The organism is Achromobacter sp., from assembly GCF_050285585.1.
Lineage (GTDB): Bacteria > Pseudomonadota > Gammaproteobacteria > Burkholderiales > Burkholderiaceae_B > Achromobacter.
The window spans coordinates 269,055-293,418 of sequence record NZ_JBLZXF010000002.1; the positions used below are offsets into that span (position 1 = coordinate 269,055).

Consider the following 24,364-nt stretch of genomic DNA (forward strand, 5'->3'; position numbering starts at 1 on the left):
GCTTCAGGTCGGTTGCTGCACGACGATGGACGGAAACTTGCCGGCCATGTCGCGGGGGAGCGCGGCGACACCAGCCGCCAGTTTCCTGGCGATGCCGCGGTACAGCGCCGCGGCCTCGCTGCCCGGGTCCGACACCACGGTCGGCGCGCCCGTATCCGTCTGTTCGCGGATCGCCAGGGTCAGCGGCAGGCTTCCCAGCCAGGGCGTGTGATACTGCTCGGCCATGCGCTGGCCGCCGCCTTCCCCGAAAATGTGCTCGGCGTGCCCGCACTGCGAGCAGATGTGGATGGCCATGTTTTCGACGACGCCAAGGATCGGCACTTCGACCTTCTGGAACATGCGCAAGCCCTTGCGCGCGTCCGCCAGGGCCAGGTCCTGCGGCGTGGTGACGATGACGGCGCCCACGACCGGTACCTTCTGCGCCAGGGTCAGGGCCACGTCGCCCGTGCCCGGCGGCATGTCGACGATCAGGTAGTCGAGATCCTGCCAGTTGGTCTGGCGCAGCAGCTGTTCCAGGGCCTGCGTCACCATTGGGCCGCGCCAGATGGCGGGCGAATCGGCGTCGATCAGGAAACCGATGGAATTGGCCTGCAGGCCGTGGCCCGTCAGCGGCTCCATGGTTTTGTTGTCGCGGCTCTCGGGACGGCCCGAGATGCCCAGCATGGTCGGCACGCTGGGACCGTAGATGTCGGCGTCCAGCAGGCCGACCTTGGCCCCTTCCGCCGCCAGGGCCAGGGCCAGGTTCACCGCCGTGGTGCTCTTGCCCACGCCGCCCTTGCCGGAAGCCACCGCAATAATGTTGCGCACGTTGGGCAGCGGCTTCAGCCCCTTCTGCACCGCGTGGGCCGCCACCTTCCAGGTGACGGAGACCTGCGCGCCCTGCACGCCGGCGGCGGCGAGCGCCGCCTCGGCGATTTCGCGCACCGAGTCCTTGGCGCGCTCGGCGGGATAACCCAGTTCCAGCGACACCGCGACGCGGCCGCCGTCCAGCTGAATGTCACGATCTTTTACAGAAACGCCCAAATCCAAACCGGTATTCGGGTCTTGCGCGGCACGCAGCGCGGCGCGGATGTGTTCTATCGTTATACTCATATCACTGTGGTTCCGTAGGCGGCGCGGCTTCTGCGCGCCGCCATCCCCTAAAGGATAGCGGATACCCGGGAACCTTTCGCTGCGTTTTGCATCCCAACTTCATGACCAACACACTTATCCGCTTCTTTCGTGCCGTCCTATTCGCCGCCCTGGCCTTGATCGGCATGGCGATGGCGCTGGTGTTCATGCTTTCCACGGCCATCGCCGTGGCGATCCTGTACGTGGTCGCCAAGGTGCGCGGCAAGCCTTTCGGCGTCCGCGCCTATTGGAGCCAGCGCCAGGGCGCCCGCCCCGGCCCGTTCCAGTCGGCCGCAGCCCCGTTCGCCGCGCAGCCGCGCGGCGACGTGATCGACGTCGAAGCCCGCGAAATCCGCTGACGGCGGCTTTCCCGATGCCCGCGGCGCCGTGCGGGCCGCGGTTTCATGCGTCCGCCAGGCGGCATCGCCGCCGCTCCCGCTATCCTCCGCCCCTCCTGAACCCCGCCTGATCCGCCCCCTGCGGCAGGCGCGCCGCGCCGTGGATGGGCCCGTCCCCGGCGCCCCGCCAGGCAAGTCTCCGCCGTTGCCCTAAAATGGCCGGCCAACTCCCTTTTCCCTCAACCTCCATCGACAACCATGTCTCGCACCCTTTTTGTCACCACTGCGCTGCCTTACGCCAACGGATCTTTCCACATCGGCCACATCATGGAGTACATCCAGGCCGATATCTGGGTTCGTTCGATGCGAATGGCGGGCCACACGGTGCACTTCGTGGGTGCGGATGACGCGCACGGCGCGCCCATCATGCTGAAGGCGGAAAAGGAAGGCATCACGCCTCAGGCGCTGGTGGCCCGCTACGCCGCGGAACGCCCGCAGTACCTGGACGGCTTCCACATCCGTTTCGACCACTGGCATTCCACGGACTCCGCCGAGAACGTCGCGCTGTCGCACGACATCTACCGCGCGCTGAAGGCCCAGGGCCTGATCGAGACCCGCTCCATCGAGCAGTTCTACGACCCGGTCAAGGGCATGTTCCTGGCCGATCGCTACATCAAGGGCGAATGCCCCAAGTGCCACGCCAAGGACCAGTACGGCGATTCCTGCGAGGTCTGCGGCGCGGTCTACGCGCCCACGGATCTGATCAACCCGTACTCGGCCCTGACCGGCGCCACGCCGGTGCTGAAATCGTCGGACCACTTTTTCTTCAAGCTGTCCGATCCGCGCTGCGTGGAGTTCCTCCAGCAATGGACCACCGGATCGAACGCCGCCGGCGGCAAGCACCTGCAGCCCGAAATGCTGGCCAAGACGCGTGAATGGCTGGGCGCCGACGACGGCGAGGCCAAGCTGGGCGACTGGGACATTTCCCGCGACGCCCCCTATTTCGGCATCGAGATCCCGGACGCGCCAGGCAAGTATTTCTACGTATGGCTGGACGCGCCGGTGGGCTACCTGGCTTCGCTGAAGTCGTATTGCGCGCTCAAGGGCCTGGATTTCGACGCGCTGCTCGACCCCGAAGGCAGCACGGAACAGGTCCATTTCATCGGCAAGGACATCGTCTACTTCCACGCGCTGTTCTGGCCCGCGATGCTGAAGTTCGCCGGCCGCAAGACGCCGGACGCCGTGAACGTGCATGGCTTCATCACCGTCAGCGGCGAAAAGATGTCCAAGAGCCGCGGCACCGGCATTTCGCCGCTGCGCTACCTCGAACTCGGCATGAACGCCGAATGGATGCGCTACTACATCGCCGCCAAGCTGAACGCGCGGGTCGAAGACATGGACTTCAACCCCGATGACTTCATCGCCCGCGTCAACAGCGACCTTGTCGGCAAGTACGTCAATATCGCCAGCCGGGCCGCCAGCTTCATCACCAAGCATTTCGACGGCGCCCTGGCCTATTCGGGCGACACCGCCGCGCTGGCCGCGGAATACGCCGAACAGGCGGAATCCATCCGCGCCGCATTCGAGGCCCGCGAGTACAACCGCGCCATCCGCGAGATCATGGCCTACGCCGACCGCATCAACCAGGCATTCGACACGGCCCAGCCGTGGATCCTGGCCAAGGGCATCGCCACGGCCGGCGACGAGCAGAAGGCCGCGCTGCAGGACATCTGCTCGCGCTCGCTGGCTGGCTTCAAGGCCCTGTCCGTCATGCTGGCGCCGGTGCTGCCGGCCCTGGCCGAACGCGTGGCGCTGGAGCTTTTCGGCGCGCCGGGCCCATTTACGTGGGCCGACGCCTCGGTGCTGCCGCAGCGCGTGGCGCCGTTCAAGCACCTGATGCAGCGGGTCGAACCGCAGATGCTGGAAGACCTGTTCGAGCCGCCCGCCGCCCCCGCGGTGGTGCCCGGCGGCGAACCCATCGCCGAAACCATCTCCATCGACGACTTCGCCCGCGTCGACCTGCGGATCGCGCAGATCGTCAACTGCGAGCACGTGGAGGGTTCGACCAAGCTGCTGCGCCTTACTCTGGACGTGGGCGAAGGCCGCCATCGCAACGTGTTCTCCGGCATCAAGTCGGCCTACCAGCCCGAAGACCTGATCGGCAAGCTGACCGTCATGGTGGCCAACCTGGCCCCGCGCAAGATGAAGTTCGGCGTGTCGGAAGGCATGGTGCTGGCCGCCAGCCACGCGGACGAGTCCGTCGACGCCGGCATCTACGTGCTGGAACCGTTCCCCGGCGCCAAGCCCGGCATGCGCGTACGCTGATCCCGGCTCTGGCCCGTGGAATGCAAAGAGCCCGCCGACAGGCGGGCTCTTTGTCATTGAAGCCCTTGCCTACGCCTTGCTGGGCGCCAGCGCCGGATCCAGCGAGATGCGCTCGTCGAACACGAAGCACTTGCCCTCGTAGCCCGGGCCGCCGGTTTCCTCGAAGTACTTGAGAATGCCGCCATCGAGCTGATAGACGTTCTGGATGCCGGCTTCGTTCATGTAGATGGCCGCCTTTTCGCAACGGATGCCGCCGGTGCAGAAGCTGACCACGGTCTTGCCCTCGAGTTCGGCGCGATGCGCCTGCACCGCCTCGGGGAACTGCGTAAAGCGCTCGATGCGCCAGTCGATGGCGTTCTTGAACGTGCCCTCATCCACCTCGAACGCGTTGCGCGTGTCGAGCATGACCACCGGCCGTCCCGCGTCGTCCACGCCCTGCTCCAGCCAGCGCGCCAGGGTATGCGCGTCCACGCCCGGCGCCCTGCCCGCCTCTGGGCGGATGGCCGGATGGTTCATGCGGATGATCTCTCGCTTGATCTTCACCAGCAGCTTGCGGAACGGCACGGCGGCGCTGCGGCTGAACTTCACTTCGAGGTCCGCGAAGCGCGCATCGGCGCGCAGGAACCGCAAAAAGGCTTCGATGCCTTCCGCCGAACCGGCCAAAAACAGATTGATGCCCTCTTCGGCCAACAGGATCGTGCCCTTGAGCGCGGCCCGGGCCGCCTCGTCCAGCAGTCTCTGGCGCAGTTCGGGCAGGCTGTCCAGGGAAACGAATTTGTAGGCGGCGATATTGACGACGGAAGTCATGGAAAAGCGGGGAAGACAGGCGGCGAAACCCGTAATAGTAATCGCTGGCCGGCCCTCGCCGCCTCGGCCGCCCCCAGCCCCCGCTCAACGGGAAACGATTTCCTGCTCGACCACCGCGTCCAGCACCCACCGCAAGGACGAGGCGCCGGCCGGCGGATTCGGGTCCTGGACCTCGACCACGCGCAGGCGGTAACGGATACCGGGCTGGAAATGGAACCCGGTGATCTGCCCATGCCAGAGCTGCCAGGGCTGGGCGGCGCTGTCCCGCACCTGGTAACACAGGGCGCGGCCCGCTCCGTCGCTGCACGGCGCCTGCTGCGAATCCACATAGACCAGCTTGGTCGGCCCCTGCTGGCCGCCGGCGATGGGATCGGTCCGACGGCCGAAGTCCAGCGTGTCTCCCGAAGCGAGGATCCAGGTCATGCGCTGCGGATTATTGGTGTTGTCCACGGAACTGGCCGTGATGCGCGTCATCCCCGCCAGGAAGTCCTGCTCCAGCTTCATGCTGGCGGGCGCGCAAGCCATCATGGTCGCCACGGGATGATCCCGCACGATCAGCAGGCCGTTGGCGATCGTATAGGAGGCGCGGTATTGGTTACAGCCGCCGAAACCCGCGATGCGCGGCGCGCCCTGGTCGTGGATGAAGCTGACCGTGAGCGGGCGCGACTGCGTGGAGGGGTGCGGCACCGGCCGCAAGGCGCCGCCCGGTTTCGTCCAGCGCGCCAGGTCCCAGCGGGTCTGCGCCAGGAAGTCCGATGCCGAGGCGGGCTGGTAGCGGGGATCCTGGCCGCCCGCGTGCCTGGACGGCGAGGAGCACGCGGCCAGGCCGATGGACAGCAGGCACGGCGCCAGCCAGCGCAGGGAAGTCGAGCGGGGCATAGAGGTCTCCTGGCCGCTTACGGCGTCGGCGGGTCCTGGCGCCGCGCGAACTCCAGCACGTCGCCGCCGCGCAGGTTGAAGGTCAGGTGACGCGGCGCTCCGCCGTTATCCAGCGTGAACGTGTCGATGACGGTCAGGCCGCGCAGGTAATCGGCTTCCAGGCGCGCGCGCTCGGGCGATGCGCAGGCCATGCGCGTCATGGCGGGCGCGTCGATGTAAAGCTTGCCGCCTTCCAGCTTGTACGACCCCATGTAGCGATTGCACCCCGCGAACCCATTGACGCGATACTGCTTGCCCTGCGCCAGGAAGGTCAGGCGCACGGGTTCGCCGTTGTCGCCATGGGGAATATCGCGCAGCGCGCCGCCGGGCTGCGCCCAGCGCACCAGTTCCCAACTGGTCTGCGCCAGCGAGTCCGCGCTGCTGGCGGCATTGGCCGCGGCCGCGCCTTGCGGCCGCGCGCCGCCGGTGGATCCGGCGCAGCCCGCCAATACCGCCGCCAGAAGGCTCAGGCAAAGCAGCCGGCAACGCGTAGACATCAGAGTAGGCATGAACGGGCTCCAAAGAATTGCATACCCCAACTGTAACCGCCCTTGGGGCGAGACAGCCGTCGTCTCCGCCCAACAGCCGTATCCAAAAGCAGCACGGCCGGCCTTGCCGCCTCGCTCCGATGTCGGGCCTTGCTGCATCGTAAGCCGCATGGCGGCGGCCCTGCTCGACGCGCAGAATCAGTACGGGTCCCCCTCCGGCAGGACCTGGCGGCTTCAGGAAATGGGGAGTCGCCCATCCGTACCGCAGGCGCAGCAGCCCCGCTCCCGCAGGGCCAAAAACAATACTCCTGGAGACACGGCGATGGGCTTCTTGAGAACCTTGTTGGCATTATCGGTAGTGCTCGACCACCTGGGCGGCGGCAATGCCGACCATCTGGTCGGCGGCAGGCTGGCGGTGCAGCTGTTCTACGTCATTTCAGGCTTTCTGATTTCCTATGTGCTGACGGCCACCGACCACTACCAGGGCGCAACGGGCAAGTTCTACGCGAACCGCTTCCTGCGCCTCTTCCCCATCTACCTGGCCGTGGCCGCCATGACCCTGCTGGCGCACGTAATCAGCGGCGGGGCATTTTTCCGCTTCTACGACGCCTTGCCCTTCAGCGCGGAACTCTTCCTGATTCTTTCCAATATTTTCATCATGGGCCAGGACTGGCTGATGTTCTTCGGCATCGAGCACTCCGCGCTGGCGTTCACGGGCAGCTTTGCCCGCAGCGAAGTACCGCTGTACCAGGGCCTGCTGGTGCCCCAGGCCTGGACCCTGGGAGTCGAAATGAGCTTCTACCTGGTGGCGCCGTTCGTGCTGCGGTCGCCACGCCGGCTGCTGATCCTGCTGGCCGCCTCGCTCGCGCTGCGCGCGGTGCTGATCGTCGCCGGCATCGGCCGGAGCGATCCCTGGACCTATCGCTTCTTTCCAACGGAGCTGGCGCTGTTCCTGATCGGCTCGCTGTCGCACCAGGTCCTGCTGCCGCGCTACAAGGCCTGGGCCCAGAAGGCGAAGCGCCTGCCCGAGCTGGGCACGGCCGCGCTGTTCGCCTACTGCCTGCTGCACTTCTCGATCGGCATCAACCCCACCGTGCGCGACGGCCTAGCGGTGCTGATCTTCGCCGCGCTGCTGCCGCTGGCCTTCCTGTTCCAATCGCGCCATCGGCTGGACAAGGCGATCGGCGAATTGAGCTATCCGATCTACATCTGCCATTCGCTGGTGATCATGTTCTTCACCTGGCTGTTCGATGAGGTCAACCTGCACCAGCCGATGCTGTTCGCCGCCTTGGTCATAACGGGCTGCATCGGTTTCTCGGCGCTGCTCAACGGGCTGATCGCGGACCCGGTGGAACGCCTGCGCAGCCGTCTGCGCACGGATGCCGGCGGCGCCGACGACAGCGCGCTGGCGCCCTCGGCAAGCGTCCGCCGGCGGCGCCCCGCCGCGGCCCAGCCGCTGGGGTCTATTCGCCGCGTGCCTTGATGTAGGCGGCCAGCACCTGTTCGATCTGGCGCTTTTCCTGCGAACTCAGGCGCGCGTACGTGGCGTAGGAGACGGTTTCAAAAGGCCAGGCGGCCGGCGCGCGCATCTCGCCCGCGCCGTCCTCCGGCGCCGGGTTCAGCATGGGCCCCTCGCCTGCGCTGAGCCACGTGGGATTGACGCGCAGCGCGCGCGTCAGCTTGATGAGGGCATCGCTGGACGGCCGCTGGCGCTGCCCGCTTTCATAGTTGCCGATGGCGCTTTGCGACAGGTTGCTCGCGACCGCCAAGTCCTTTTGAGTCCATCCCTGAAGCATTCTTGCGTTGCGCAGACGATGGCTAAACGTGTCCAATCGATCAACCTGAGGCATTATTAATTCGGATTATTGTTTTTGATTAAAGCATTCCGGCACCGACACCAAATAAACGGACTGCGCCCCAATTTCCAGGCTAATCCGCACATAGCGGCAGCGGTCCGCCGCAAGGCATTCAGGTCCGTGCACGGGCAGGGGCGCCCGCCCGGAGCGCCTATCAAAACCCATGTCTATCATTGACTTATGCCCGACACCCACGTCGGATCGTGCCTGCATCTGCCCGCGCCGGCGGGCGCGGGATATGAAAAACTGCGCAAGTTTAGGCCCTCGATGTATCTGAACTAGAAAATAATGTATCGACCACACTTAAGATGTCGTCGCGCACGAGTTTGAAACACACATTATTTCAAGCGTAATTGCGGCTAAAGATGAGCATGAATGATGCAAATCGCTACGCGAAAATTCTCGGACTGCGCAAGCCTTGGCAGGTGCTGAACGTGACGTGCGACTGAAGGCCCATGGCTACCGAAACAAGAACCGGTTCGTGCAGGGCATCCTATTCCACTACGGCAAATTGGATGTCTCCCATTGACGGTGAGATTCCGCTTCGTCACAACCCTGCTCCCGGCAGCACAGCTGCGCCTGGCGTCATAGGTCTACGTAGCACGGCAACAGATCCTGGTCTACCAGACGCATCTCGATATGATTCGCCAACTCGACGTGGCTGGGATTGTCGAGCGAAAACACCTCATCGGCGACACTGACGATGATGGTACCCGTCTGCTTCTTTCCGGCGGCAGGGACGGGGATCAGCGCCTGGGCCTCCGGCACTTGCTGGGCGGTAATCACTTGCGGGAGGTATAGCACCTTCAAAGGCAGGATATAACTTGGAATCGTCGACCGACTCACCCTGCGAGAACCAGTGTGTCAACCCCTCTGACTTCTGCGCCAGTAGTTGCGTGATGGCGTGCATTCGACGCAGCATCTCCGGGAAATCGCCCGACTGATGCGTTGGATCTTTAAATTGCCGATATGAAGCCGTCGAAATCGATATCAGGTACCCCCACCGCAATGCCCTGCCAACTCCACTCACCACTCCATTGGCAATACTCAGTATCGTAGGCAAATCCTGTTATCCGAGCCTGGTACTCGTAGGCGTTCCAATTCACGCCATGTCGGCGTCTAACGATCCTCCCCAGATCAGGCGGGCACTTCTTACATGGCTCCCCGGGTCTAGGCAAGGCGGGGGCAGTGGGCTTGACTTCGCCATCCTCCCGCGGCGTATCGCCTGGCAGGGCGGCCACGCCGCCCAGTACCGCGCCCGCCGCAGCGCTTGCGGCGGCGCGAGCGAGCGCCGCCGCAATGGCCTCTGCGATCCAACCCGTCTGCTGTTGATGAGTAGCCAGGTATTCCTCTACTTGAGCCGTCACCCTGCTACCCTCGTGCCACAGCCGTTGCGGCCGTGCGAGCGGCGGACTCTAGGCATTCCTGACAGAGCGTCTCACTTTGCGGCGTTGGGCTACCAGCGGGCTCAGGCAATCCCTCTGCCTCGCCGACACGCGCCACCATCTGCGAGGCGATCAATACCGCACCGCATGCGGTGCGCATCCCTTCTACTTAGCCTTCCTGGAAACGTGTCGCTGCCACTGGGGGTCTGATTATTCGAATCCTGGCGTTTCCCATACCCGCACAGATCGGCGAAGAGCCGCATTTTCCATATTTGAGCTTGCGCATCGGTTACCATTAGATACCACAGAAACGTATCTTCACAAAAAAACACGCCCGTGTTTAAATGAAACACGGGCGTGAATTCCGTGCGGCGTCGACGCGCGCATCCGCCGCGAGCCGGCGGCAGCATGGCCGCGCGCCCATTCGAACAACACCGCCGGACGGCTTCGTCCTGGAAGCATCAATGAACAACACGCTGGATGTCATTTTCCTCGGCTACGACAACGCCAGACATGCCAGACTCGCCGACGCCCTGTCCCACCTGGGCTTCAACGTCCGCCACTGCCACGACCTCGCCAAGCTCTACGAGCGATATTTCCACGCCCCCAGCCCCTTGATCGTCCTGGAAGCTCCGCTGCCGGACATCCACAACGCCGCGGTGCGGCTGCGCGCGGCGGACCGCGGCCTGGGCATAGTCGCCATCTCCGCGTTTCCCGACGCCGAGAGCCGCATCCGCACGCTGCTTTGCGGCGCCGACGCCTGCCTGCCCCCGGACGTCACCGGGCTGGAGCTGGCCGCGGCGCTGCAGGCCCTGGTGCGCCGGGCGGCGGTCCAGGAAAGCCCGGACGCGGCATCCGAGGCCTCCCTGGCGGGAGAGTCCTCCCAGGAAACCTGGCGCCTGGCGAACAAGGGCTGGACGCTGGTCAGCCCGGGAGGCCGGACCCTGGGCCTGACCACCGGAGAACGCGACTTTCTTTCCCGGCTGGTGAACTCCCCGGATCGCAAGGTGAGCCGCGAGGCATTTCACGCGGACGGCATGGACGATGCGGATAGCGGCATCACCCGGCGGCGCTTCGTGGATGTCATGATCAGCCGCCTGCGGCGCAAGGCCGCCGCCAAACAGATGGCGCTGCCGATCCGCGCCGTACATGGCTGGGGCTATATGTTCGCCGCGGACATCGCGTTCGACCTGGATTTCCGGGCAATGGGGGATGAGGGGCGGCCAGACTCGCAGGACGACTGGCGCCGCGAGCTGGCGGACGCGTCTTCGTGACGCGGAAGTGGCCCGGCGCGCTGCGGCCAGGCGAAAAAAACGCGGCGCTGCCTCGAAAGGCCAAGACGCCGCGCTAAAACAACACGTGAACCCGGAGTCATCAGCCGGCACTGATGCCTTCTACCTGGCCCACGCGATTCCAACATTCGTGCCTCATACTGCTCACGTACGGCCTGGGCCGTGAACCCGTGCGGGGTCTCTAGTCCCCGCGCAGGCTGCAACGTGATCAACGCAACGACCGGTCCGCCTCGACAAGCCGGCGGGCAGATCGCCCTTATCAGCGGCGATCCTGGCGGATAGCCGCGTGATGCAGGGAGTTTAGGACCTTGGGCAGGTTTCCAGTAATTCTTTGTTGATAGTCTTCTATACATATCCGGTATAGGAAAGCCCCTTCATGCGCACCCTCTAAAATGCCGCCAAAGGACCCGCCCATGCCGATCATGCCCGTTCCCCTCACGCACCGCCTGCGGAAATTGCTGGCGCTGTTTCCTCCCAACTGGTGCCTGGCCATCCTGGTGGCGCTGGACGGATACGCCTTCATGCACCCCGTGCTGCGCGAAGTGCGCGCGCGCGAATATTCGTTCTGGCTCGCCGTCGACAACTGGCATGAGGTCGTGCGGGTCGTCGGTCTGCTGGAGATCCCCCGCCTGGTCCTGGGGGTCGGTCTGCAGGTCATCGCGCTGGGCCTGATCCTGAAGGCCCGCATCGCCTGGGCGTTCTCGCTCGTGCTGCTGATCGGCATCGGCACGTTCGCGATACTGGACGACCACGGCCGCGCCGGCCTGGGCATTTATACGCTGGTCCTCGTCATTGCGCTGGTCGCGTATTGGCGGCGCTTCGACCGCGCCAGCGTCACGGCCGGTTCGCTGTTCGCCGTGGTCAGCATGCTGTCTCTGCTGATCTACGCGGTCTTCGGCACGCTCTACCTGGGCAGTGAATTCAACCCTCCGATCCAGGATGCCGGCACGGCCTTCTATTTCTCCATCGTGTCCATGTCCACCGTGGGCTATGGCGATATCACGCCCCACACGGGCACCGCCCGCCTGTTCACGGCGTCGATTATCATCCTGGGCATCACCATATTCGCCACCTCCATCAGCGCGATCGCCGGGCCTGTCATCGGCGGCAATCTGAAACGGCTGGTCAAAGGCAGGTTTTCCACCGCCATGCGCAAGAACCACATCATCATCGCGGGCGCGACGCCCCTGGCGCTGAGCGTCTACGAAGGGCTGCGCCGCCGCGGCGACGAAGTCACCGTCATCGTGCCCACCGGCGTGCCGCAGGAATACCCCGCGGCTGCCGACCTGATCGAGGGCGACCCATCCAGCGTGGAAGTGCTGCGCAACGCGGGCGTCGCCCGCGCGCGCTATGTGCTGGCGCTGCGCGACGACGACGCCGAGAACGCGTTCATCGTGCTGGCCGCGAAGGAAGCGACGGGCGACACGGGCGCCAAGACAGTAGCGCTGGTCAACACGAGCAAACACCTGGAAAAGATCCGTCGCGTGCAACCCGACCTGGTGTTCTCGGTGCAGTTGCTGGGCGCGGAACTGCTGGCGCGCACGATCAGCGGCGAGCCCATGGACAGCCAGAGCATCACCGACCTGTTCTTCACCAAGGCCGCTCCTGGCGGCAAGGCAGCCTGAGTCCCTCTAGGCGGCGGCGTCCGGCTGCGCGCCCCCGGCGTACCAGCGCACGAACTCCACGGAAGGCATGGGCCGCGCGAAGAAATAACCCTGGACGAAGGCGACTCCGCGCGCCTTCAGGTAGTCGAACTGGTACTGGACCTCCACGCCTTCGGCGACCACCGCCAGCCCCAGGCGGCTCGCCAGGGTAATGATCGCGTCCAGCACCGGCGCCTCTCCTCCCGCCGGTTCGATGGCCTGCACGAAACCCTTGTCGATTTTCAGGTAGTCGACCGGGAATTTCTGCAGATACGAGAGCGAGCAGTGGCCCGTCCCAAAGTCGTCGATGGCGACCCGCAGGCCCTCGGCGCGCAAGGCGTCGATATTGCGCCGCGCCTGGCCGTTGTCCGAGATCAGGCTGTGCTCCGTGATCTCGAGCACGACCAGCGGGCGGCGCGCCGCAACGTTCGCGACGAACGCCTGGATGTCGGCCACCAGCCCGGCGCTGGACAGATGCTCGGCCGCCACGTTCACGCCAATATGGAAGTCCGCAGGCGTGGCCCAGGTCCGCGCATCGCGCTCGATCAGCATCAGCAGGTGGCGGGTTAGGGCGATGATCATGCCGTCCGCTTCGGCCGCCGCGATGAAGACATCCGGGCGCACCGGGCCCGAGCCCGGGCGTTCCCACCGCATCAGCGCCTCGACGCCTTCGCACCGGCCGCTCGCCAGGCTGTATATCGGTTGATAGTGCACATGGAACTCGCCCGCCCGCATGGCCCGGCGCAACTGCTCCTTGAACGATTGCCGATTGGCTTGCAGCCGGTAGGCGCCCAGGGCAAGGCCCGCACCGATCAGCAGCGCTACCGGCAAATACGTCAGCATGGACTGCGACCATGCCTGCACGAGCGCCTCGGCCGGGGCCATGACGTTGACGGTCAGGGCCGCTCCGCCGGGTTCGTCGGCGGTTTCCTGGTACAGAGGCACCACGTGGCTCGCCGGGCGGCCCCAGGACTCGCTGCGGATCGGGGCGCCCTTGCCCACGATGAGTTCCAGCTGAAAGTCGCCCATGGTGGCGACCGCATCCAGCAGGTCCTGCACGTAGCGGCCGTCCACCTCGACAATGCCGCCGTATCCGTCCGGCCGGGACTTGCCCAGCAGGACGGCCGGACGGTCGGGCGCCAGGGGCGTACCCGCGACCGTGCGCGGCCAGCTGTCCGGCGAGATGCGCACGGGCCATCTGCTGAAATCGTCGATCGAGGCGTCCACCTCGCCCAGAGCGGACGAGCAATAGACGCGGCTGTTGCGCGCCAGGGCCAGGGACCGGAAGTAAGGATTGAGCGCGCCCCAGCGTTGCAGGTCGGGCAGCAGGTCGGGGCATGCCCCGGGCGCCAGCGCCGCCACCCGCTCCAGCATGTCCCGGGACTGGGCGAAAATCCTCTCCGCCTGGACCCGCACGATGCGGGCCGCGATCCCGGCTTCCTGCCGCTGGGCATTGTTCGCGTACAGCCACGTCCACCCGGCGCAGACGAGAAGGGGAAGCACCAAGGCCAGCGCCACTGGCAGATAACGCCAGGACGGTGCGCCGACCGTCATTCCCGAAGTAGGCATATCGCCTCGCCGCATAGTTGTCCGTGACTGTCGCAGGCCCAGCCTGGATAGGACACTATGACGCACGCAACGTCAAGAAGGATGAACCGGGCCGGCCGCGGCGGGTGGCGGCCCCGCCGGCGCGGCCGGCGGGCGCAACAGCTCGCAGATCAGCGCCACGTGCGCCAGGCGGCGCTCCGGCAGGTCGATGCGTTCGCCCGCGCCGAGCAGCGCGGACATGACGAGCGTGTGGACGATGGGCGAGAGCAGCAGCCATGGATGGTGCCGCGCCACGCATTCGCCGCAAAGGCCGCGGTCGCGCGCGCGCTCCAGCAGCCTCGCGATGTCGGCCTGGTGGGCCGCCGCCGTGTCGTTGCGCCAGCGCGCGGCCAGATGCGGCACGCGGCCGCTTTCCGCCAGCAACAGGCGCAGGGTGCTGACCATGGCGGGATTGCCCAGGCTGACGTAGAGATGATTGACGATGCGCTCGGCCAGATGGCGCGGCGTCGCGGCTCCGTCCACGACGGCCTCGACGTCCAGCCTCGAAGGACTCAGGTGGCGCGCCAGCAGGGCCTCGAAGACGGCCTCCTTGCTATCGAAATGCGCGTACAGCCCCCCCTTGGACAGCCCGGCGCGCAACGCGATGTCGTCCATCCTGGCGCCGGCGTAGCCGGCTTGCGAGAACTCCTGCAGCGCGGCGTCGAGGATCTGCCCGACCCGCACGGCCTGCGGAAGACGACGGCGCTGCGTGTTCATCCTGCTGTTCCCTCCATGCATGCGATTCATTAAAAACCGACTGGTCAGTCGCTAGCTTGATCCAGGTCAAGGAATGCGCGGGCAAGGCTCGGCACAATACTGGCATGACCTCGGTGTCGGGTCCGTCCCGGAGGCGGCGCCACAAGCCCGCCAATCCCGGAACGGTCCCCGGCGCCCCCTGCGCTGGAGAGACCTCGCATGACACGCCGCCCGCTTCCGGCCACGATCGCCACGCGCCTCGTCCCTGCGGCCCTGCTGACACTGCTGGCCAGCGGCTGCGTTTCGCTGGCGCCCGACTACGAGCGCCCCGCCCTGCCCGTGCCCGCAACGTATGCCGCCGGCCCCGAAACCCCGGCCGCCGCGGCCGCCGCCGATATCGCCTGGCAGGCCTATTTCCCCGACCCGGTGCTGCAAGGGCTCATCGCCACCGCCCTGGACAACAACCGCGACCTGCGCAATGCGCTGCTGCGCGTGGAAGAAGCGCGCGCGCTGTATGGCATTCAGCGCGCAGACCAGTACCCCACGATCGGCGCGCAGGCCGACGGCGCCCGCTCGCGCGTGCCGGGCGACCTGAATCTCACCGGACAGCCGCAGATCTCCAGCCAATACCAGGTCGGGCTGGGCATGGCCAGCTGGGAACTCGACTTCTGGGGCCGCGTGCGCAACCTGAAGGACGCCGCGCTGCAGAACTACCTGGCTTCCGACGCGGCCGCCAGGGCGGCGACGCTGAGCCTGATCGCGGAAGTGGCGGACAGCTACCTGTCGCTGCGCGAACTGGACGAACGTCTGGCGCTGACCCGCGAGACCATCGCCTCGCGCGAGGAGTCCCTGCGCATCTTTCGCCGCCGCTACGAAGTGGGCTCCATCTCCAAGCTGGACCTCACCCAGGTCGAAACGCTGTGGCAGCAGGCCAAGGCGCTGGGCGCGGACCTGGAACAGGCCCGCGCCGAACAGGCCCATGCGCTGGCGCTGCTGCTGGGCGCGCCGCTGGACCTGCCCTCGCTGCCGGCCCGCCTGGACGACAGCGCCGTCATGCGGGATCTGCCCCCGGGCCTGCCGTCCGAGTTGCTGGTCAACCGCCCCGACATCGTCGCGGCCGAACACCGGTTGAAGGCCTCGAACGCCAATATCGGCGCGGCCCGCGCCGCGTTCCTGCCCAGCATCACCCTGACCGGCGCGTTCGGCACCGCCAGCGCCGAGCTGGACGGCCTGTTCGCCGGCGGCAGCCGCGCGTGGAATTTCGCGCCCAGCATCAGCCTGCCGATCTTCGACGCAGGACGCCGCAGCGCGACGGTGGACCTGGCCGAGGCGCGTCGCGACCAGGCGGTGGCCAGCTATGAACAGACGATACAGACGGCCTTCAAGGACGTGTCCGACGCCCTGTCCGCCCGCCGCTGGCTGGCAGAGCAAGTCGAGGTGCTCCGCGCCACGGTGGACGCGCAGAGCGAGCGCGCCCGCCTGGCCCAATTACGCTACGACCACGGCGCGTCGCCCTACCTGGAAGTGCTGGATGCCCAGCGCGACCTGCTTGCCGCCCAGCAAAAGCTTGCGCAGACACGCCGCGCGCTCCTATCCAGCAGGGTGAGGCTGTATGCCGCGCTGGGCGGAGGCACGCAAGCCGCCGCCCCGGCCCAGGCGGCCTCCGGCCTGCGCAACGCCGGCTCCAGATAACCGCGAACCTAGGACTCCCCCATGCGCCTGCCCTCCCGAAAACTGGTCCCCGTCCTGATCGTCCTGGCCGTCGCCGCCGCCGGCTACTATGGCTGGCGGATGCTCTCGGACACCGGTCCGGGCGAGGGTTTCATCAGCGGCAACGGCCGTATCGAAGCCACGGAAATCGACGTCGCCGCCAAATTGGCCGGCCGCGTGCAGGAAGTGCTCGCCGTCGAGGGCGATTTCGTCAGCGCGGGGCAGCCCCTGGCGCGCATGCAGGTGGACACGCTCCAGGCGCAGCGCGAAGAGGCCCGCGCCCAGCACCAGCAGGCCGTCAATGCCGCGGCCAGCGCCCGCGCGCAGGTCGTGCAACGCGAAAGCGACAAGCTGGCCGCCGAGGCCGTCGTGGTGCAGCGGGAAAGCGAGCTGGACGCTTCGCGGCGCCGCCTGGCGCGTTCTGAGGCCCTGTCCAAGGAAGGCGCGTCGTCCATCCAGGAGCTGGACGACGACCGCGCGCGCGTGCGCAGCGCGCAGGCCGCCGTGCATGCCTCGCGCGCCCAGGTGAACGCGGCCCAGGCCGCCATCGACGCCGCGCGCGCCGCCCAGGTCGGCGCCGAATCCGCCGTCACCGCGGCGCAGGCCACCATCGCGCGCATCGAGGCCGACATCGCCGACAGCGAACTGCGCGCCCCCCGCGATGGCCGCGTGCAGTATCGCGTCGCGCAACCGGGGGAGGTCCTGGGCGCGGGCGGCAAGGTGCTGAACATGGTGGACCTGTCCGACGTGTACATGACGTTCTTCCTGCCGGAGCAGGCCGCGGGCCGCGTGGCCATGGGCCAGGACGTGCGCATCATCCTCGACGCCGCGCCGCAGTACGTCATTCCCGCCAAGGTGTCCTTCGTGGCCAGCACCGCGCAATTCACGCCCAAGACGGTGGAAACGGCCAGCGAACGGCAGAAGCTGATGTTCCGCGTCAAGGCCCAGATCAGCCCCGAGCTGCTGCAGCGGCACCTGAAGCAGGTCAAGACCGGCCTGCCGGGCGTGGCCTGGCTCAAGCTGGACGCCGACGCCCAATGGCCCGCCAATCTGGAAGTCAGGGTGCCGTGATGGCCCGCGCGGACACCGCCCCCGTCGTCACGCTGTCGGGCGTGAGCCTGCGCTACGGCGTAACGGTCGCGCTGGACGGCATCACGCTCGACGTTCCCGCCGGCCGCATGGTGGGGCTGATCGGCCCCGACGGCGTGGGCAAGTCCAGCCTGCTGGCCCTGGTGGCCGGCGCCCGCAAGGTGCAGGAAGGCAGGATCGAGGTTCTGGGCGGCGACATGGCCAGCCGCCGGCACCGCGACGCGGTGTGCCCGCGCATCGCCTACATGCCGCAGGGCCTGGGCAAGAACCTGTACCCCACGCTGTCGGTCGAGGAGAACCTGCAGTTCTTCGGACGCCTGTTCGGCCATGACGAGGCCGAACGCCGCCGCCGCATCGACAGCCTGACGCGCAGCACGGGCATGTCGGCGTTCCTGTCGCGGCCCGCCGGCAAGCTTTCCGGCGGCATGAAGCAGAAGCTCGGCCTGTGCTGCGCCCTGATCCACGATCCCGACCTGCTCATCCTCGACGAGCCCACTACCGGCGTCGACCCGCTCGCGCGCGCGCAGTTCTGGGATCTGATCAACCAGATACGCCGCGAACGCCGCGGCATGAGCGTCATCGTGGCCACGGCCTATATGGACGAGGCGCAGCGCTTCGACTGGCTCATCGCCATGGACGAAGGCCGGGTGCTGGCCACCGGCACCCCCGCGGAACTCGAACGGCGCACGGGAGCGGACTCGCTGGAGGCGGCGTTCATCGCGCTGCTGCCCGAGGCCAAGCGGCGCGGCCACAAGCCCGTGGAGATCGTGCCGCTGGAGGTGGGCGACGACGCCGAAATCGCCATCGAGGCGCGCGACCTCACCATGAGATTCGGCGATTTCGTCGCGGTGGACCACGTCAATTTCCGCATCCGCAAAGGCGAGATATTCGGGTTCCTGGGCTCCAACGGCTGCGGCAAGTCCACCACCATGAAAATGCTGACCGGCCTGCTGCCGGCCAGCGAGGGCCAGGCCTGGCTGTTCGGCGCGGAGGTCGATCCGAAGAACATCGATACCCGCCGCCGCGTGGGATACATGTCACAGTCGTTCTCGCTGTATGGCGAACTGACCGTAAGGCAGAACCTGGTACTGCATGCGCGCCTCTTCCACGTGCCGGAATCCGAGATTCCGGCGCGCGTGGACGAGATGGTCTCCCGCTTCGACCTGGGCGAGGTGCTGGACACCTTGCCCGAGAACCTGCCCATGGGCGTGCGCCAGCGCCTGTCGCTGGCGGTGGCCATGGTGCACCGGCCCGAGTTGCTGATCCTGGACGAACCCACGTCGGGCGTGGACCCCGTCGCGCGCGATGCGTTCTGGCGGCTGCTCATCGCGCTGGCGCGCCAGGACCAGGTCACCATTTTCATCTCCACGCACTTCATGAACGAGGCGCAGCGCTGCGACCGCATGTCGCTGATGCACGCGGGCAAGGTCCTGGTCAGCGCCTCGCCCGACGAGATCACCCGCATGCGCGGCGCGAAGACCCTGGAAGAGGCGTTCATCGCCTACCTGATCGACGCCGGCGCGGGCACCGCGCCGGACGAAGAGGCCGGCGGCGAAGCCGCCCCCGCGGATACCGGCGGCTCCGGGCCGTCCGAACGCCATGGTTTCAGCCTGCAGCGCATGTTGAGCTATATGTGGCGCGAATCGCTGGAGCTGCGCCGCGACCCGGTGCGCGCGACGCTGGCGCTTGCCGGATCGCTCCTGCTGATGTTCGTGATGGGATTCGGCATCAGCATGGATGTGGAGGATCTGCGCTACGCGGTCATGGACCGCGACCAGACCGGGCTGAGCCAGAACTACAGCCTGAATCTCGCCGGATCGCGCTACTTCATCGAACATCCGCCCATCCGGGATTACGCCGACATGGACGCGCGCATGCGCAGCGGGGAATTGTCGCTGGCCATCGAAATCCCGCAGGGCTTCGCCCGCGACGTGCAGCGCGGCGCCAGCGCGCAGATCGGCGTCTGGATCGACGGCGCGATGCCCCAACGCGCCGAAACCATCCGCGGCTACGTGATGGGCATGCACCAGGGCTGGCTGATGCAACAGGCGCGCGAACGGCTGGGCGCCAGCGCCACGCTGCCGGTCGGCATCGAAACGCGCTTCCGCTACAACCCCGACGTGCGCAGCCTGCCCGCCATGGTGCCCGCCGTGATTCCCCTGCTGCTGCTCATGATGCCCGCGATGCTGACCGCGCTGGCGGTGGTGCGTGAAAAGGAGCTGGGATCCATCATCAATCTGTATGTCACGCCGGTGACGCGGCTGGAGTTCCTGCTCGGCAAGCAGGCGCCCTACGTGGCGCTGGCCATGCTGAACTTCCTCCTGATGACCCTGCTGGCCGTGACCTTGTTCGGCGTCCCGATCACTGGGAGCTTTCCCACGCTGCTCGTGGCCGCGCTGATCTACAACGTGGTGGCTACCGCGATCGGGCTGCTTGCCTCCACCTTTACCCGCAGCCAGATCGCGGCGCTGTTCTTCACCATGATCGGCACGCTGGTGCCCGCGGTGCAGTTCGCGGGGCTGCTGAACCCCGTCTCGTCGCTGGAGGGCGCCGGGCGGCTGATCGGCCAGATCTATCCCGCCACTCACATGCTCACCATCAGCCGCGGGATATTCAGCAAGGCCCTGGATTTCTCGAACCTGCAAGGCTCGTTCTGGCCCTTGCTGGCCGCGATCCCCATCGTTCTCGGCGCCTCGGCGCTCCTGCTGAAGAAACAGGAGAGCTGACATGCGGCACCTGGCGAACATCTACCGGCTGGGCGTGAAGGAGCTGTGGAGCCTGGCGCGCGATCCGATGATGCTGATCCTGATCTTCGTGTCGTTCACGCTGATGATCTACACGGCGGCCACCGCCGTGCCCGAAACGTTGCACAACGCGCCCATCGCCGTAGTGGACGAAGACGTCTCGCCCCTGTCGGCGCGCATCGTCTCGGCCTTCTATCCGCCGCACTTCACGCCCCCGAACCTGATCACTTCCGCCGAAGCCGACGCCGGCATGGACGCGGGGCGCTACACCTTCTCGGTGGGCATCCCCCCCGATTTCCAGCGCGACGTGCTGGCGGGCCGGCCGGCGGAAATCCAGCTGAACGTGGACGCGACCCGAATGAGCCAGGCATTCACGGGCAGCAGCTACATCCAGCAGATCATCACCGACGAGATCAACGAATTCGCCAGACGCTACCGCGCGCCGACCGAGCTGCCGGTCGAGCTCGCCGTGCGCATGCGCTTCAATCCCAACCTGACGCAGGCATGGTTCGGCGCGCTGATGGAGATCATCAACAACGTCACGATGCTATCCATCATCCTGACGGGCGCGGCGCTGATCCGCGAGCGCGAACATGGCACGATCGAACACCTGCTGGTCATGCCGGTGACGCCCACCGAAATCATGGTCGCCAAGGTCTGGTCGATGGGGCTGGTCGTGTTGGCGTCGGCCGGGCTATCGTTGACTTTCGTGGTGCGCGGCCTATTGCATGTCCCGATCGAAGGATCGGTGGCGCTTTTCCTCGCCGGCGCGGCGTTGCACCTGTTCGCAACGACGTCGATGGGCATCTTCATGGCCACGCTCGCGCGCAGTATGCCGCAGTTCGGCATGCTGCTGGTGCTCGTGCTGCTGCCCCTGCAGATGCTGTCGGGCGGCACCACGCCGCGCGAAAGCATGCCGCAGTTCGTGCAGGACATCATGCTGGCCGCTCCTACCACTCATTTCGTGGAACTCGGCCAGGCCATTCTCTACCGCGGCGCGGGAATCGGTGTCGTATGGCAACCGTTCCTGGCGCTGGCGCTGATAGGTTCGATCCTGTTCGCGTTCTCCCTGGCCCGCTTTCGCAAGACCCTCAGCCAGATGGCGTGAGGCCGTGCATTCGTTGCCCCTTACTACTCTTTAAAAGGACGGATGATGAAGAAAACTACTGCCTCCATGCCCCAGGGCCTCGCGGGCGCCAACGCCGCCTATTGCCAGCGCATGGCCGAGCTTGCGCAAGAAAGCCAGCAGCGCTGGATCGAGCTGGGCCGGCGCCTGGCGGACGATGGCGCCGCGCGGTATCTGTCCACGCTGGGGCCCCTGAAACAATCCGGCTCCTGGCAGGACATCGCGCCCGCGCTGGGCGAAGCCACCCGCAAGCAGTGGCAATGCCAGCTCGAAGCCAGCCAGGCCATCACGCACGCGCTGCTGGAAGAACAGGCCGCGCTGGCCGCCGGCATCAGCGAAGCCATGACGGGCTGGCTGAAGCAGGCCGCGGGCGGCGGCATCGGCCTGGACGCCACTCCCATGGCGCAGATCTGGACCACCCTGTCCAACCAGATGGCGTCCGCATGCTCGGCCATGCGCGAGGCCAGCCAGCCCGGCGGCCGCCACGGCGGCTGAACTTGCGGCCCGCCTCAGGCCTGCGGCGGGCCGAGTTCCTCCAGCAGGAAATCCACGAATGCCCGCAGCTTCGCCACCATGTAGCGGCGCGAGGGATACACCACGTACACATAGGTTTCCACCGGGGCCCAGTCGGCCAGGACGGCTTGCAGGGCCCCGCTGTCCAGGTCGCCCTGCACGTAGATCCGGGGCACCAGGCTGATGCCGAAGCCCGCGCGCAGCGCGTCGCACACGGCCAGGCTGGAACCGACCTTGTAGCGTCCCCGCACCGGCACGCGCTGGACCTGGCCGTCGCGCTGGAAAGTCCATTCGTCCGCATGCCCCGACAGCGTGAATCTCACGCATTCCATGCCGCGCAGCGCGGCGGGCTCCGCTGGCACGCCGTGCCGCTGGAAATAGGCGGGCGCGGCGCAGAGCACGTGCTCCAGCGTCATCAATTTGCGGGCCACCAGGCTGGAATCCTCCAGCCGGTCGCTGCCCCGTATCGCCAGGTCGTAGCCCTCCTTGACGATATCGACGCGGTGGTCCTCCAGGTTCAGGTCCAGGGACAGCCCGGGGTGGCGTTCCAGGAAGCGCGGAATGGCGGCCGACAGCCGGGTCAGGCTGAGCGACATCGGCGCGCTCACGCGCAAGGTGCCGGTCGGCGCCTGGTGCAGCGGGCCCAGCGACATCTCGGCGTCGTGCAGCTCGTCCAGGATGCGGCCGACCTGTTCGTAGTAGCGCGTGCCCGCTTCCGTCAGGCTCATGCGCCGCGTCGTGCGGTTGAGCAGGCGCGCGGCCAGATGGGCCTCCAGTTCGGCGATGTTCTTGCTGACCGCGGCGGGCGACAACCCCATATGCCGCGACGCCGCCGCAAAGCCGCCCTGCTCGACGACCTGCCGGAAAACCTTGAGCGCGGTGAGATGGTCCATGGATTATTTACCGTGAGCGAATTATCTTGCCATCGGAATGCATATTATCGCTTTGAATAGATTCAATTAGCCTGTCATCCATGGAGTGGCCGGCATCGTCCGGCAACCGAAACCCGTTTCCAAAGGCAGGCAAGCCATGAGCCATCCCCTCACCGACGCCCTCGCGGCGCGCAATTCCGCCAACTTTTTCGACCCGGACCTCCCCGTGGACGACGCCCGCATCCGCGCCCTGATCGGCTGGGCCACGCGGGCGCCCACCGCGTTCAATCTGCAGAACTGGCGCTTCATTGCCGTGCGCACCCCGCAAGGCAAGCAGCGCCTGCGGGAGCTGGCCTGGAACCAGCCCAAGGTGAGCGACGCCGCCGTTACCTTCATCGTGCTGGGCGTGCTGCCCCGGGCGGACTCGCTGCCCGAGCGCCTGCGGCCCTCGGTGGAGGCGGGGTTCATGCCGCCCGGCATGGTGCCGGCCTGGGAAGGCGCGGCCAGCCGCCTCTACACGGACGCCCCCCGGACGCAGCGCGACGAGGCGGTGCGCAGCGCCACTTTCGGCGCTTCCGCGCTGATGCTCGCGGGCCAGGCGGAAGGCCTGTCCGCCAGCCCGATGACGGGATTCGATGCGCCCGGCGTGGCGCAGGCGTTCGGCTTGCGCCAGGACGAAGTGCCGGTCATGCTGGTGGCCATGGGCTACGCCCGCGCGGGAAACTGGCCGCAGAAACCGCGCCGGCCGGTGTCCGAGGTCCTGGAACTGGCCTGAACCCCGCGCAAGGAAGCCCGCCATGAACCGCAGCGCAGACCTGCTCCTCACCGCCCTGGCTCCAGCCATCTGGGGCAGCACCTACGTGGTCACCACCCAACTCCTGCCGCAGGGATACCCGCTGACCGTGGCCATGCTGCGCGCCCTGCCGGCGGGTCTCCTGCTGCTTGCCTGCGTGCGCGCCCTGCCGCAAGGCATCTGGTGGCTGCGCGCTTTCGTCCTGGGCGCGCTGAATTTCTCCGTGTTCTGGGCCCTTCTGTTCGTGGCCGCCTACCGCCTGCCGGGCGGGGTCGCGGCGACGCTGGGCGCCATCCAGCCGCTGGTCGTGATCCTGCTTGCCCGCGCGTTGCTGGGCGCTGCCGTGCGCGGCCTGTCGGTCGTGGCGGCCGTCGCCGGCATCGCGGGGGTCGCGCTGCTGGTGCTGACGCCCAGGGCGGCGCTGGACTCCACCGGCATCGCCGCAGGGCTGGCCAGCGCCGCTTCGATGGCGCTGGGCACGGTCCTGAGCCGCCGCTGGCAGCCGCCGGTCTCGGCGCTGGCGTTCACCTCCTGGCAGTTGACGGCGGGAGGGCTGCTGCTGCTGCCGGCCGCCTGGCTGGCGGAACCCTCCCTGCCCGCGCTCACCGCGCCCAACGTGCTCGGGCTCGCGTACCTGGGCCTCATCGGCGCCGCGCTGACCTATGTGCTGTGGTTCCGCGGCATCGCCCGGCTGGAGCCCTCGGTGGTGTCGTCGCTGGGCTTTCTCAGTCCGGTCACGGCGGTGCTGCTGGGCTGGGGCCTGCTCGGGCAGAGCCTGAGCGCGGCTCAGCTTGCGGGCATGGCGATCGTGGTGGCCAGCGTGTGGCTGAGCCAGCGCGCCCAGCGTCCCGCCGCCATGGCGGCGGCTCCCAGGCCGCTGTAGCCCCTGCGGAGCAGGCGCAGCGCCCATCCGCCTGTGCTGCTTTTTTTGTAACTTGGCGGTCTCCCGGCCATCTGGGACATCGCCGCTTTTCCCTATGGCGCGGGCGAAGATTGCAGCGTTCCATCCAAATCTGATCCGCTTTTTTCTCTTGCTTCTGAATCTGTACTGATACCGGTGGAAACCCTAAGG

20 protein-coding genes and 2 pseudogenes are annotated in these 24,364 nt (G+C 67.0%); 12 read left to right on the forward strand and 10 right to left on the reverse strand.

Going from position 1 to position 24,364, the window contains the following annotated elements; translation table 11 throughout:
* Positions 1-3: 3 nt before the first annotated feature.
* Entirely contained in the window at positions 4-1,092 is a 1,089-nt protein-coding gene (apbC, locus tag ACN6PJ_RS04455; RefSeq protein ID WP_427994694.1) for an iron-sulfur cluster carrier protein ApbC, read from the reverse strand.
* Between the two features lie 101 nt (positions 1,093-1,193).
* Here apbC and ACN6PJ_RS04460 point away from each other — a divergent pair, with 101 nt between their 5' ends.
* Positions 1,194-1,469 carry a hypothetical protein gene (locus tag ACN6PJ_RS04460; RefSeq protein ID WP_043547098.1) on the forward strand — a complete coding sequence of 92 codons (276 nt, stop codon included), beginning with the start codon at positions 1,194-1,196 and terminating at the stop codon, positions 1,467-1,469.
* A 201-nt stretch (positions 1,470-1,670) separates the two neighbouring features.
* A pseudogene (metG, locus tag ACN6PJ_RS04465) lies at positions 1,671-3,773 on the forward strand (methionine--tRNA ligase); the annotation flags it as partial.
* Between the two features lie 69 nt (positions 3,774-3,842).
* On the opposite strand, the gene ACN6PJ_RS04470 reads toward metG, so the two are convergent.
* The 3 genes from ACN6PJ_RS04470 to ACN6PJ_RS04480 all read right to left on the reverse strand — a co-directional run bounded on the left by ACN6PJ_RS04470 (position 3,843) and on the right by ACN6PJ_RS04480 (position 6,007).
* Positions 3,843-4,580 carry a sulfurtransferase gene (locus ACN6PJ_RS04470; protein WP_427994695.1) on the reverse strand — a complete coding sequence of 246 codons (738 nt, stop codon included), beginning with the start codon at positions 4,578-4,580 and terminating at the stop codon, positions 3,843-3,845.
* Between the two features lie 84 nt (positions 4,581-4,664).
* Positions 4,665-5,459 (reverse strand): DUF4377 domain-containing protein, encoded by a 795-nt coding sequence (locus ACN6PJ_RS04475; RefSeq protein WP_427994696.1) that lies wholly within the window; start codon positions 5,457-5,459, stop codon positions 4,665-4,667.
* Positions 5,460-5,476: 17 nt separating this feature from the next.
* Positions 5,477-6,007, reverse strand: a complete 531-nt coding sequence (locus tag ACN6PJ_RS04480; RefSeq protein WP_427994697.1) for an META domain-containing protein — start codon at positions 6,005-6,007, stop codon at positions 5,477-5,479.
* Positions 6,008-6,329: 322 nt separating this feature from the next.
* On the opposite strand from ACN6PJ_RS04480, the gene ACN6PJ_RS04485 reads away from it, so the two are divergent.
* On the forward strand, positions 6,330-7,469 hold the full coding sequence (locus ACN6PJ_RS04485) for an acyltransferase family protein (RefSeq protein WP_427994698.1): 1,140 nt from the start codon (positions 6,330-6,332) through the stop codon (positions 7,467-7,469).
* Here the strand turns inward: ACN6PJ_RS04485 and ACN6PJ_RS04490 are convergent.
* From ACN6PJ_RS04490 to ACN6PJ_RS04500, 3 genes and pseudogenes are all read right to left on the reverse strand, one after another.
* A complete protein-coding gene (locus ACN6PJ_RS04490) occupies positions 7,450-7,836 on the reverse strand; it encodes a helix-turn-helix domain-containing protein (RefSeq protein ID WP_427994699.1) in 387 nt (128 codons plus the stop codon). The genes ACN6PJ_RS04485 and ACN6PJ_RS04490 overlap by 20 nt on opposite strands.
* A gap of 591 nt (positions 7,837-8,427) precedes the next feature.
* A pseudogene (locus ACN6PJ_RS04495) lies at positions 8,428-8,646 on the reverse strand (hypothetical protein); the annotation flags it as partial.
* A 152-nt stretch (positions 8,647-8,798) separates the two neighbouring features.
* Positions 8,799-9,209 carry a Tox-REase-5 domain-containing protein gene (locus ACN6PJ_RS04500; protein WP_427994700.1) on the reverse strand — a complete coding sequence of 137 codons (411 nt, stop codon included), beginning with the start codon at positions 9,207-9,209 and terminating at the stop codon, positions 8,799-8,801.
* 482 nt (positions 9,210-9,691) lie between these two features.
* Between ACN6PJ_RS04500 and ACN6PJ_RS04505 the strand changes: the two genes are divergently transcribed.
* Both ACN6PJ_RS04505 and kch read left to right on the forward strand, forming a co-directional pair.
* Positions 9,692-10,501 carry a response regulator transcription factor gene (locus ACN6PJ_RS04505; protein ID WP_427994701.1) on the forward strand — a complete coding sequence of 270 codons (810 nt, stop codon included), beginning with the start codon at positions 9,692-9,694 and terminating at the stop codon, positions 10,499-10,501.
* A gap of 431 nt (positions 10,502-10,932) precedes the next feature.
* Positions 10,933-12,144, forward strand: coding sequence for a voltage-gated potassium channel protein (kch, locus tag ACN6PJ_RS04510; RefSeq protein WP_427994702.1), 1,212 nt, complete (start codon positions 10,933-10,935; stop codon positions 12,142-12,144).
* Positions 12,145-12,150: 6 nt separating this feature from the next.
* Here the strand turns inward: kch and ACN6PJ_RS04515 are convergent, their stop codons facing one another.
* Positions 12,151-13,731 carry an EAL domain-containing protein gene (locus ACN6PJ_RS04515; RefSeq protein WP_427994703.1) on the reverse strand — a complete coding sequence of 527 codons (1,581 nt, stop codon included), beginning with the start codon at positions 13,729-13,731 and terminating at the stop codon, positions 12,151-12,153.
* Between the two features lie 72 nt (positions 13,732-13,803).
* A complete protein-coding gene (locus ACN6PJ_RS04520) occupies positions 13,804-14,466 on the reverse strand; it encodes a TetR/AcrR family transcriptional regulator (RefSeq protein WP_427994704.1) in 663 nt (220 codons plus the stop codon).
* A gap of 198 nt (positions 14,467-14,664) precedes the next feature.
* Between ACN6PJ_RS04520 and ACN6PJ_RS04525 the strand changes: the two genes are divergently transcribed.
* Genes ACN6PJ_RS04525 through ACN6PJ_RS04545 form a run of 5 tightly spaced genes read left to right on the forward strand, consistent with a single transcriptional unit; the run spans position 14,665 to position 21,609 of the window.
* Positions 14,665-16,137, forward strand: a complete 1,473-nt coding sequence (locus ACN6PJ_RS04525) for an efflux transporter outer membrane subunit (protein ID WP_427994705.1) — start codon at positions 14,665-14,667, stop codon at positions 16,135-16,137.
* Positions 16,138-16,158: 21 nt separating this feature from the next.
* Entirely contained in the window at positions 16,159-17,226 is a 1,068-nt protein-coding gene (locus ACN6PJ_RS04530; protein ID WP_427994706.1) for an HlyD family secretion protein, read from the forward strand.
* A complete protein-coding gene (gene rbbA, locus ACN6PJ_RS04535) occupies positions 17,226-19,970 on the forward strand; it encodes a ribosome-associated ATPase/putative transporter RbbA (protein WP_427994707.1) in 2,745 nt (914 codons plus the stop codon). Before ACN6PJ_RS04530 ends, rbbA begins: the two co-directional genes overlap by 1 nt.
* A gap of 1 nt (position 19,971) precedes the next feature.
* Positions 19,972-21,096: an ABC transporter permease gene (locus ACN6PJ_RS04540; protein ID WP_427994708.1), complete on the forward strand. Its 1,125-nt coding sequence runs from the start codon at positions 19,972-19,974 to the stop codon at positions 21,094-21,096.
* 42 nt (positions 21,097-21,138) lie between these two features.
* Positions 21,139-21,609 (forward strand): hypothetical protein, encoded by a 471-nt coding sequence (locus ACN6PJ_RS04545; RefSeq protein WP_427994709.1) that lies wholly within the window; start codon positions 21,139-21,141, stop codon positions 21,607-21,609.
* Positions 21,610-21,623: 14 nt separating this feature from the next.
* Here the strand turns inward: ACN6PJ_RS04545 and ACN6PJ_RS04550 are convergent, their stop codons facing one another.
* Positions 21,624-22,520 carry a LysR family transcriptional regulator gene (locus tag ACN6PJ_RS04550; protein WP_427994710.1) on the reverse strand — a complete coding sequence of 299 codons (897 nt, stop codon included), beginning with the start codon at positions 22,518-22,520 and terminating at the stop codon, positions 21,624-21,626.
* Between the two features lie 136 nt (positions 22,521-22,656).
* Here ACN6PJ_RS04550 and ACN6PJ_RS04555 point away from each other — a divergent pair, with 136 nt between their 5' ends.
* Both ACN6PJ_RS04555 and ACN6PJ_RS04560 read left to right on the forward strand, forming a co-directional pair.
* On the forward strand, positions 22,657-23,274 hold the full coding sequence (locus ACN6PJ_RS04555; protein WP_427994711.1) for a nitroreductase family protein: 618 nt from the start codon (positions 22,657-22,659) through the stop codon (positions 23,272-23,274).
* Positions 23,275-23,296: 22 nt separating this feature from the next.
* Positions 23,297-24,175 (forward strand): EamA family transporter, encoded by an 879-nt coding sequence (locus ACN6PJ_RS04560; protein ID WP_427994712.1) that lies wholly within the window; start codon positions 23,297-23,299, stop codon positions 24,173-24,175.
* Positions 24,176-24,364 lie beyond the last annotated feature (189 nt).

What these genes read in the sequence shown, in the direction of transcription:
- apbC (WP_427994694.1), bottom strand. Translation starts at nt 1,092, where the DNA reads ATGAGTATAACGATAGAACACATCCGCGCCGCGCTGCGTGCCGCGCAA.
- ACN6PJ_RS04460 (WP_043547098.1), top strand. Translation starts at nt 1,194, where the DNA reads ATGACCAACACACTTATCCGCTTCTTTCGTGCCGTCCTATTCGCCGCC.
- ACN6PJ_RS04470 (WP_427994695.1), bottom strand. Translation starts at nt 4,580, where the DNA reads ATGACTTCCGTCGTCAATATCGCCGCCTACAAATTCGTTTCCCTGGAC.
- ACN6PJ_RS04475 (WP_427994696.1), bottom strand. Translation starts at nt 5,459, where the DNA reads ATGCCCCGCTCGACTTCCCTGCGCTGGCTGGCGCCGTGCCTGCTGTCC.
- ACN6PJ_RS04480 (WP_427994697.1), bottom strand. Translation starts at nt 6,007, where the DNA reads ATGCCTACTCTGATGTCTACGCGTTGCCGGCTGCTTTGCCTGAGCCTT.
- ACN6PJ_RS04490 (WP_427994699.1), bottom strand. Translation starts at nt 7,836, where the DNA reads ATGCCTCAGGTTGATCGATTGGACACGTTTAGCCATCGTCTGCGCAAC.
- ACN6PJ_RS04505 (WP_427994701.1), top strand. Translation starts at nt 9,692, where the DNA reads ATGAACAACACGCTGGATGTCATTTTCCTCGGCTACGACAACGCCAGA.
- kch (WP_427994702.1), top strand. Translation starts at nt 10,933, where the DNA reads ATGCCGATCATGCCCGTTCCCCTCACGCACCGCCTGCGGAAATTGCTG.
- ACN6PJ_RS04515 (WP_427994703.1), bottom strand. Translation starts at nt 13,731, where the DNA reads ATGCCTACTTCGGGAATGACGGTCGGCGCACCGTCCTGGCGTTATCTG.
- ACN6PJ_RS04520 (WP_427994704.1), bottom strand. Translation starts at nt 14,466, where the DNA reads ATGAACACGCAGCGCCGTCGTCTTCCGCAGGCCGTGCGGGTCGGGCAG.
- ACN6PJ_RS04525 (WP_427994705.1), top strand. Translation starts at nt 14,665, where the DNA reads ATGACACGCCGCCCGCTTCCGGCCACGATCGCCACGCGCCTCGTCCCT.
- ACN6PJ_RS04530 (WP_427994706.1), top strand. Translation starts at nt 16,159, where the DNA reads ATGCGCCTGCCCTCCCGAAAACTGGTCCCCGTCCTGATCGTCCTGGCC.
- rbbA (WP_427994707.1), top strand. Translation starts at nt 17,226, where the DNA reads ATGGCCCGCGCGGACACCGCCCCCGTCGTCACGCTGTCGGGCGTGAGC.
- ACN6PJ_RS04540 (WP_427994708.1), top strand. Translation starts at nt 19,972, where the DNA reads ATGCGGCACCTGGCGAACATCTACCGGCTGGGCGTGAAGGAGCTGTGG.
- ACN6PJ_RS04545 (WP_427994709.1), top strand. Translation starts at nt 21,139, where the DNA reads ATGATGAAGAAAACTACTGCCTCCATGCCCCAGGGCCTCGCGGGCGCC.
- ACN6PJ_RS04550 (WP_427994710.1), bottom strand. Translation starts at nt 22,520, where the DNA reads ATGGACCATCTCACCGCGCTCAAGGTTTTCCGGCAGGTCGTCGAGCAG.
- ACN6PJ_RS04555 (WP_427994711.1), top strand. Translation starts at nt 22,657, where the DNA reads ATGAGCCATCCCCTCACCGACGCCCTCGCGGCGCGCAATTCCGCCAAC.
- ACN6PJ_RS04560 (WP_427994712.1), top strand. Translation starts at nt 23,297, where the DNA reads ATGAACCGCAGCGCAGACCTGCTCCTCACCGCCCTGGCTCCAGCCATC.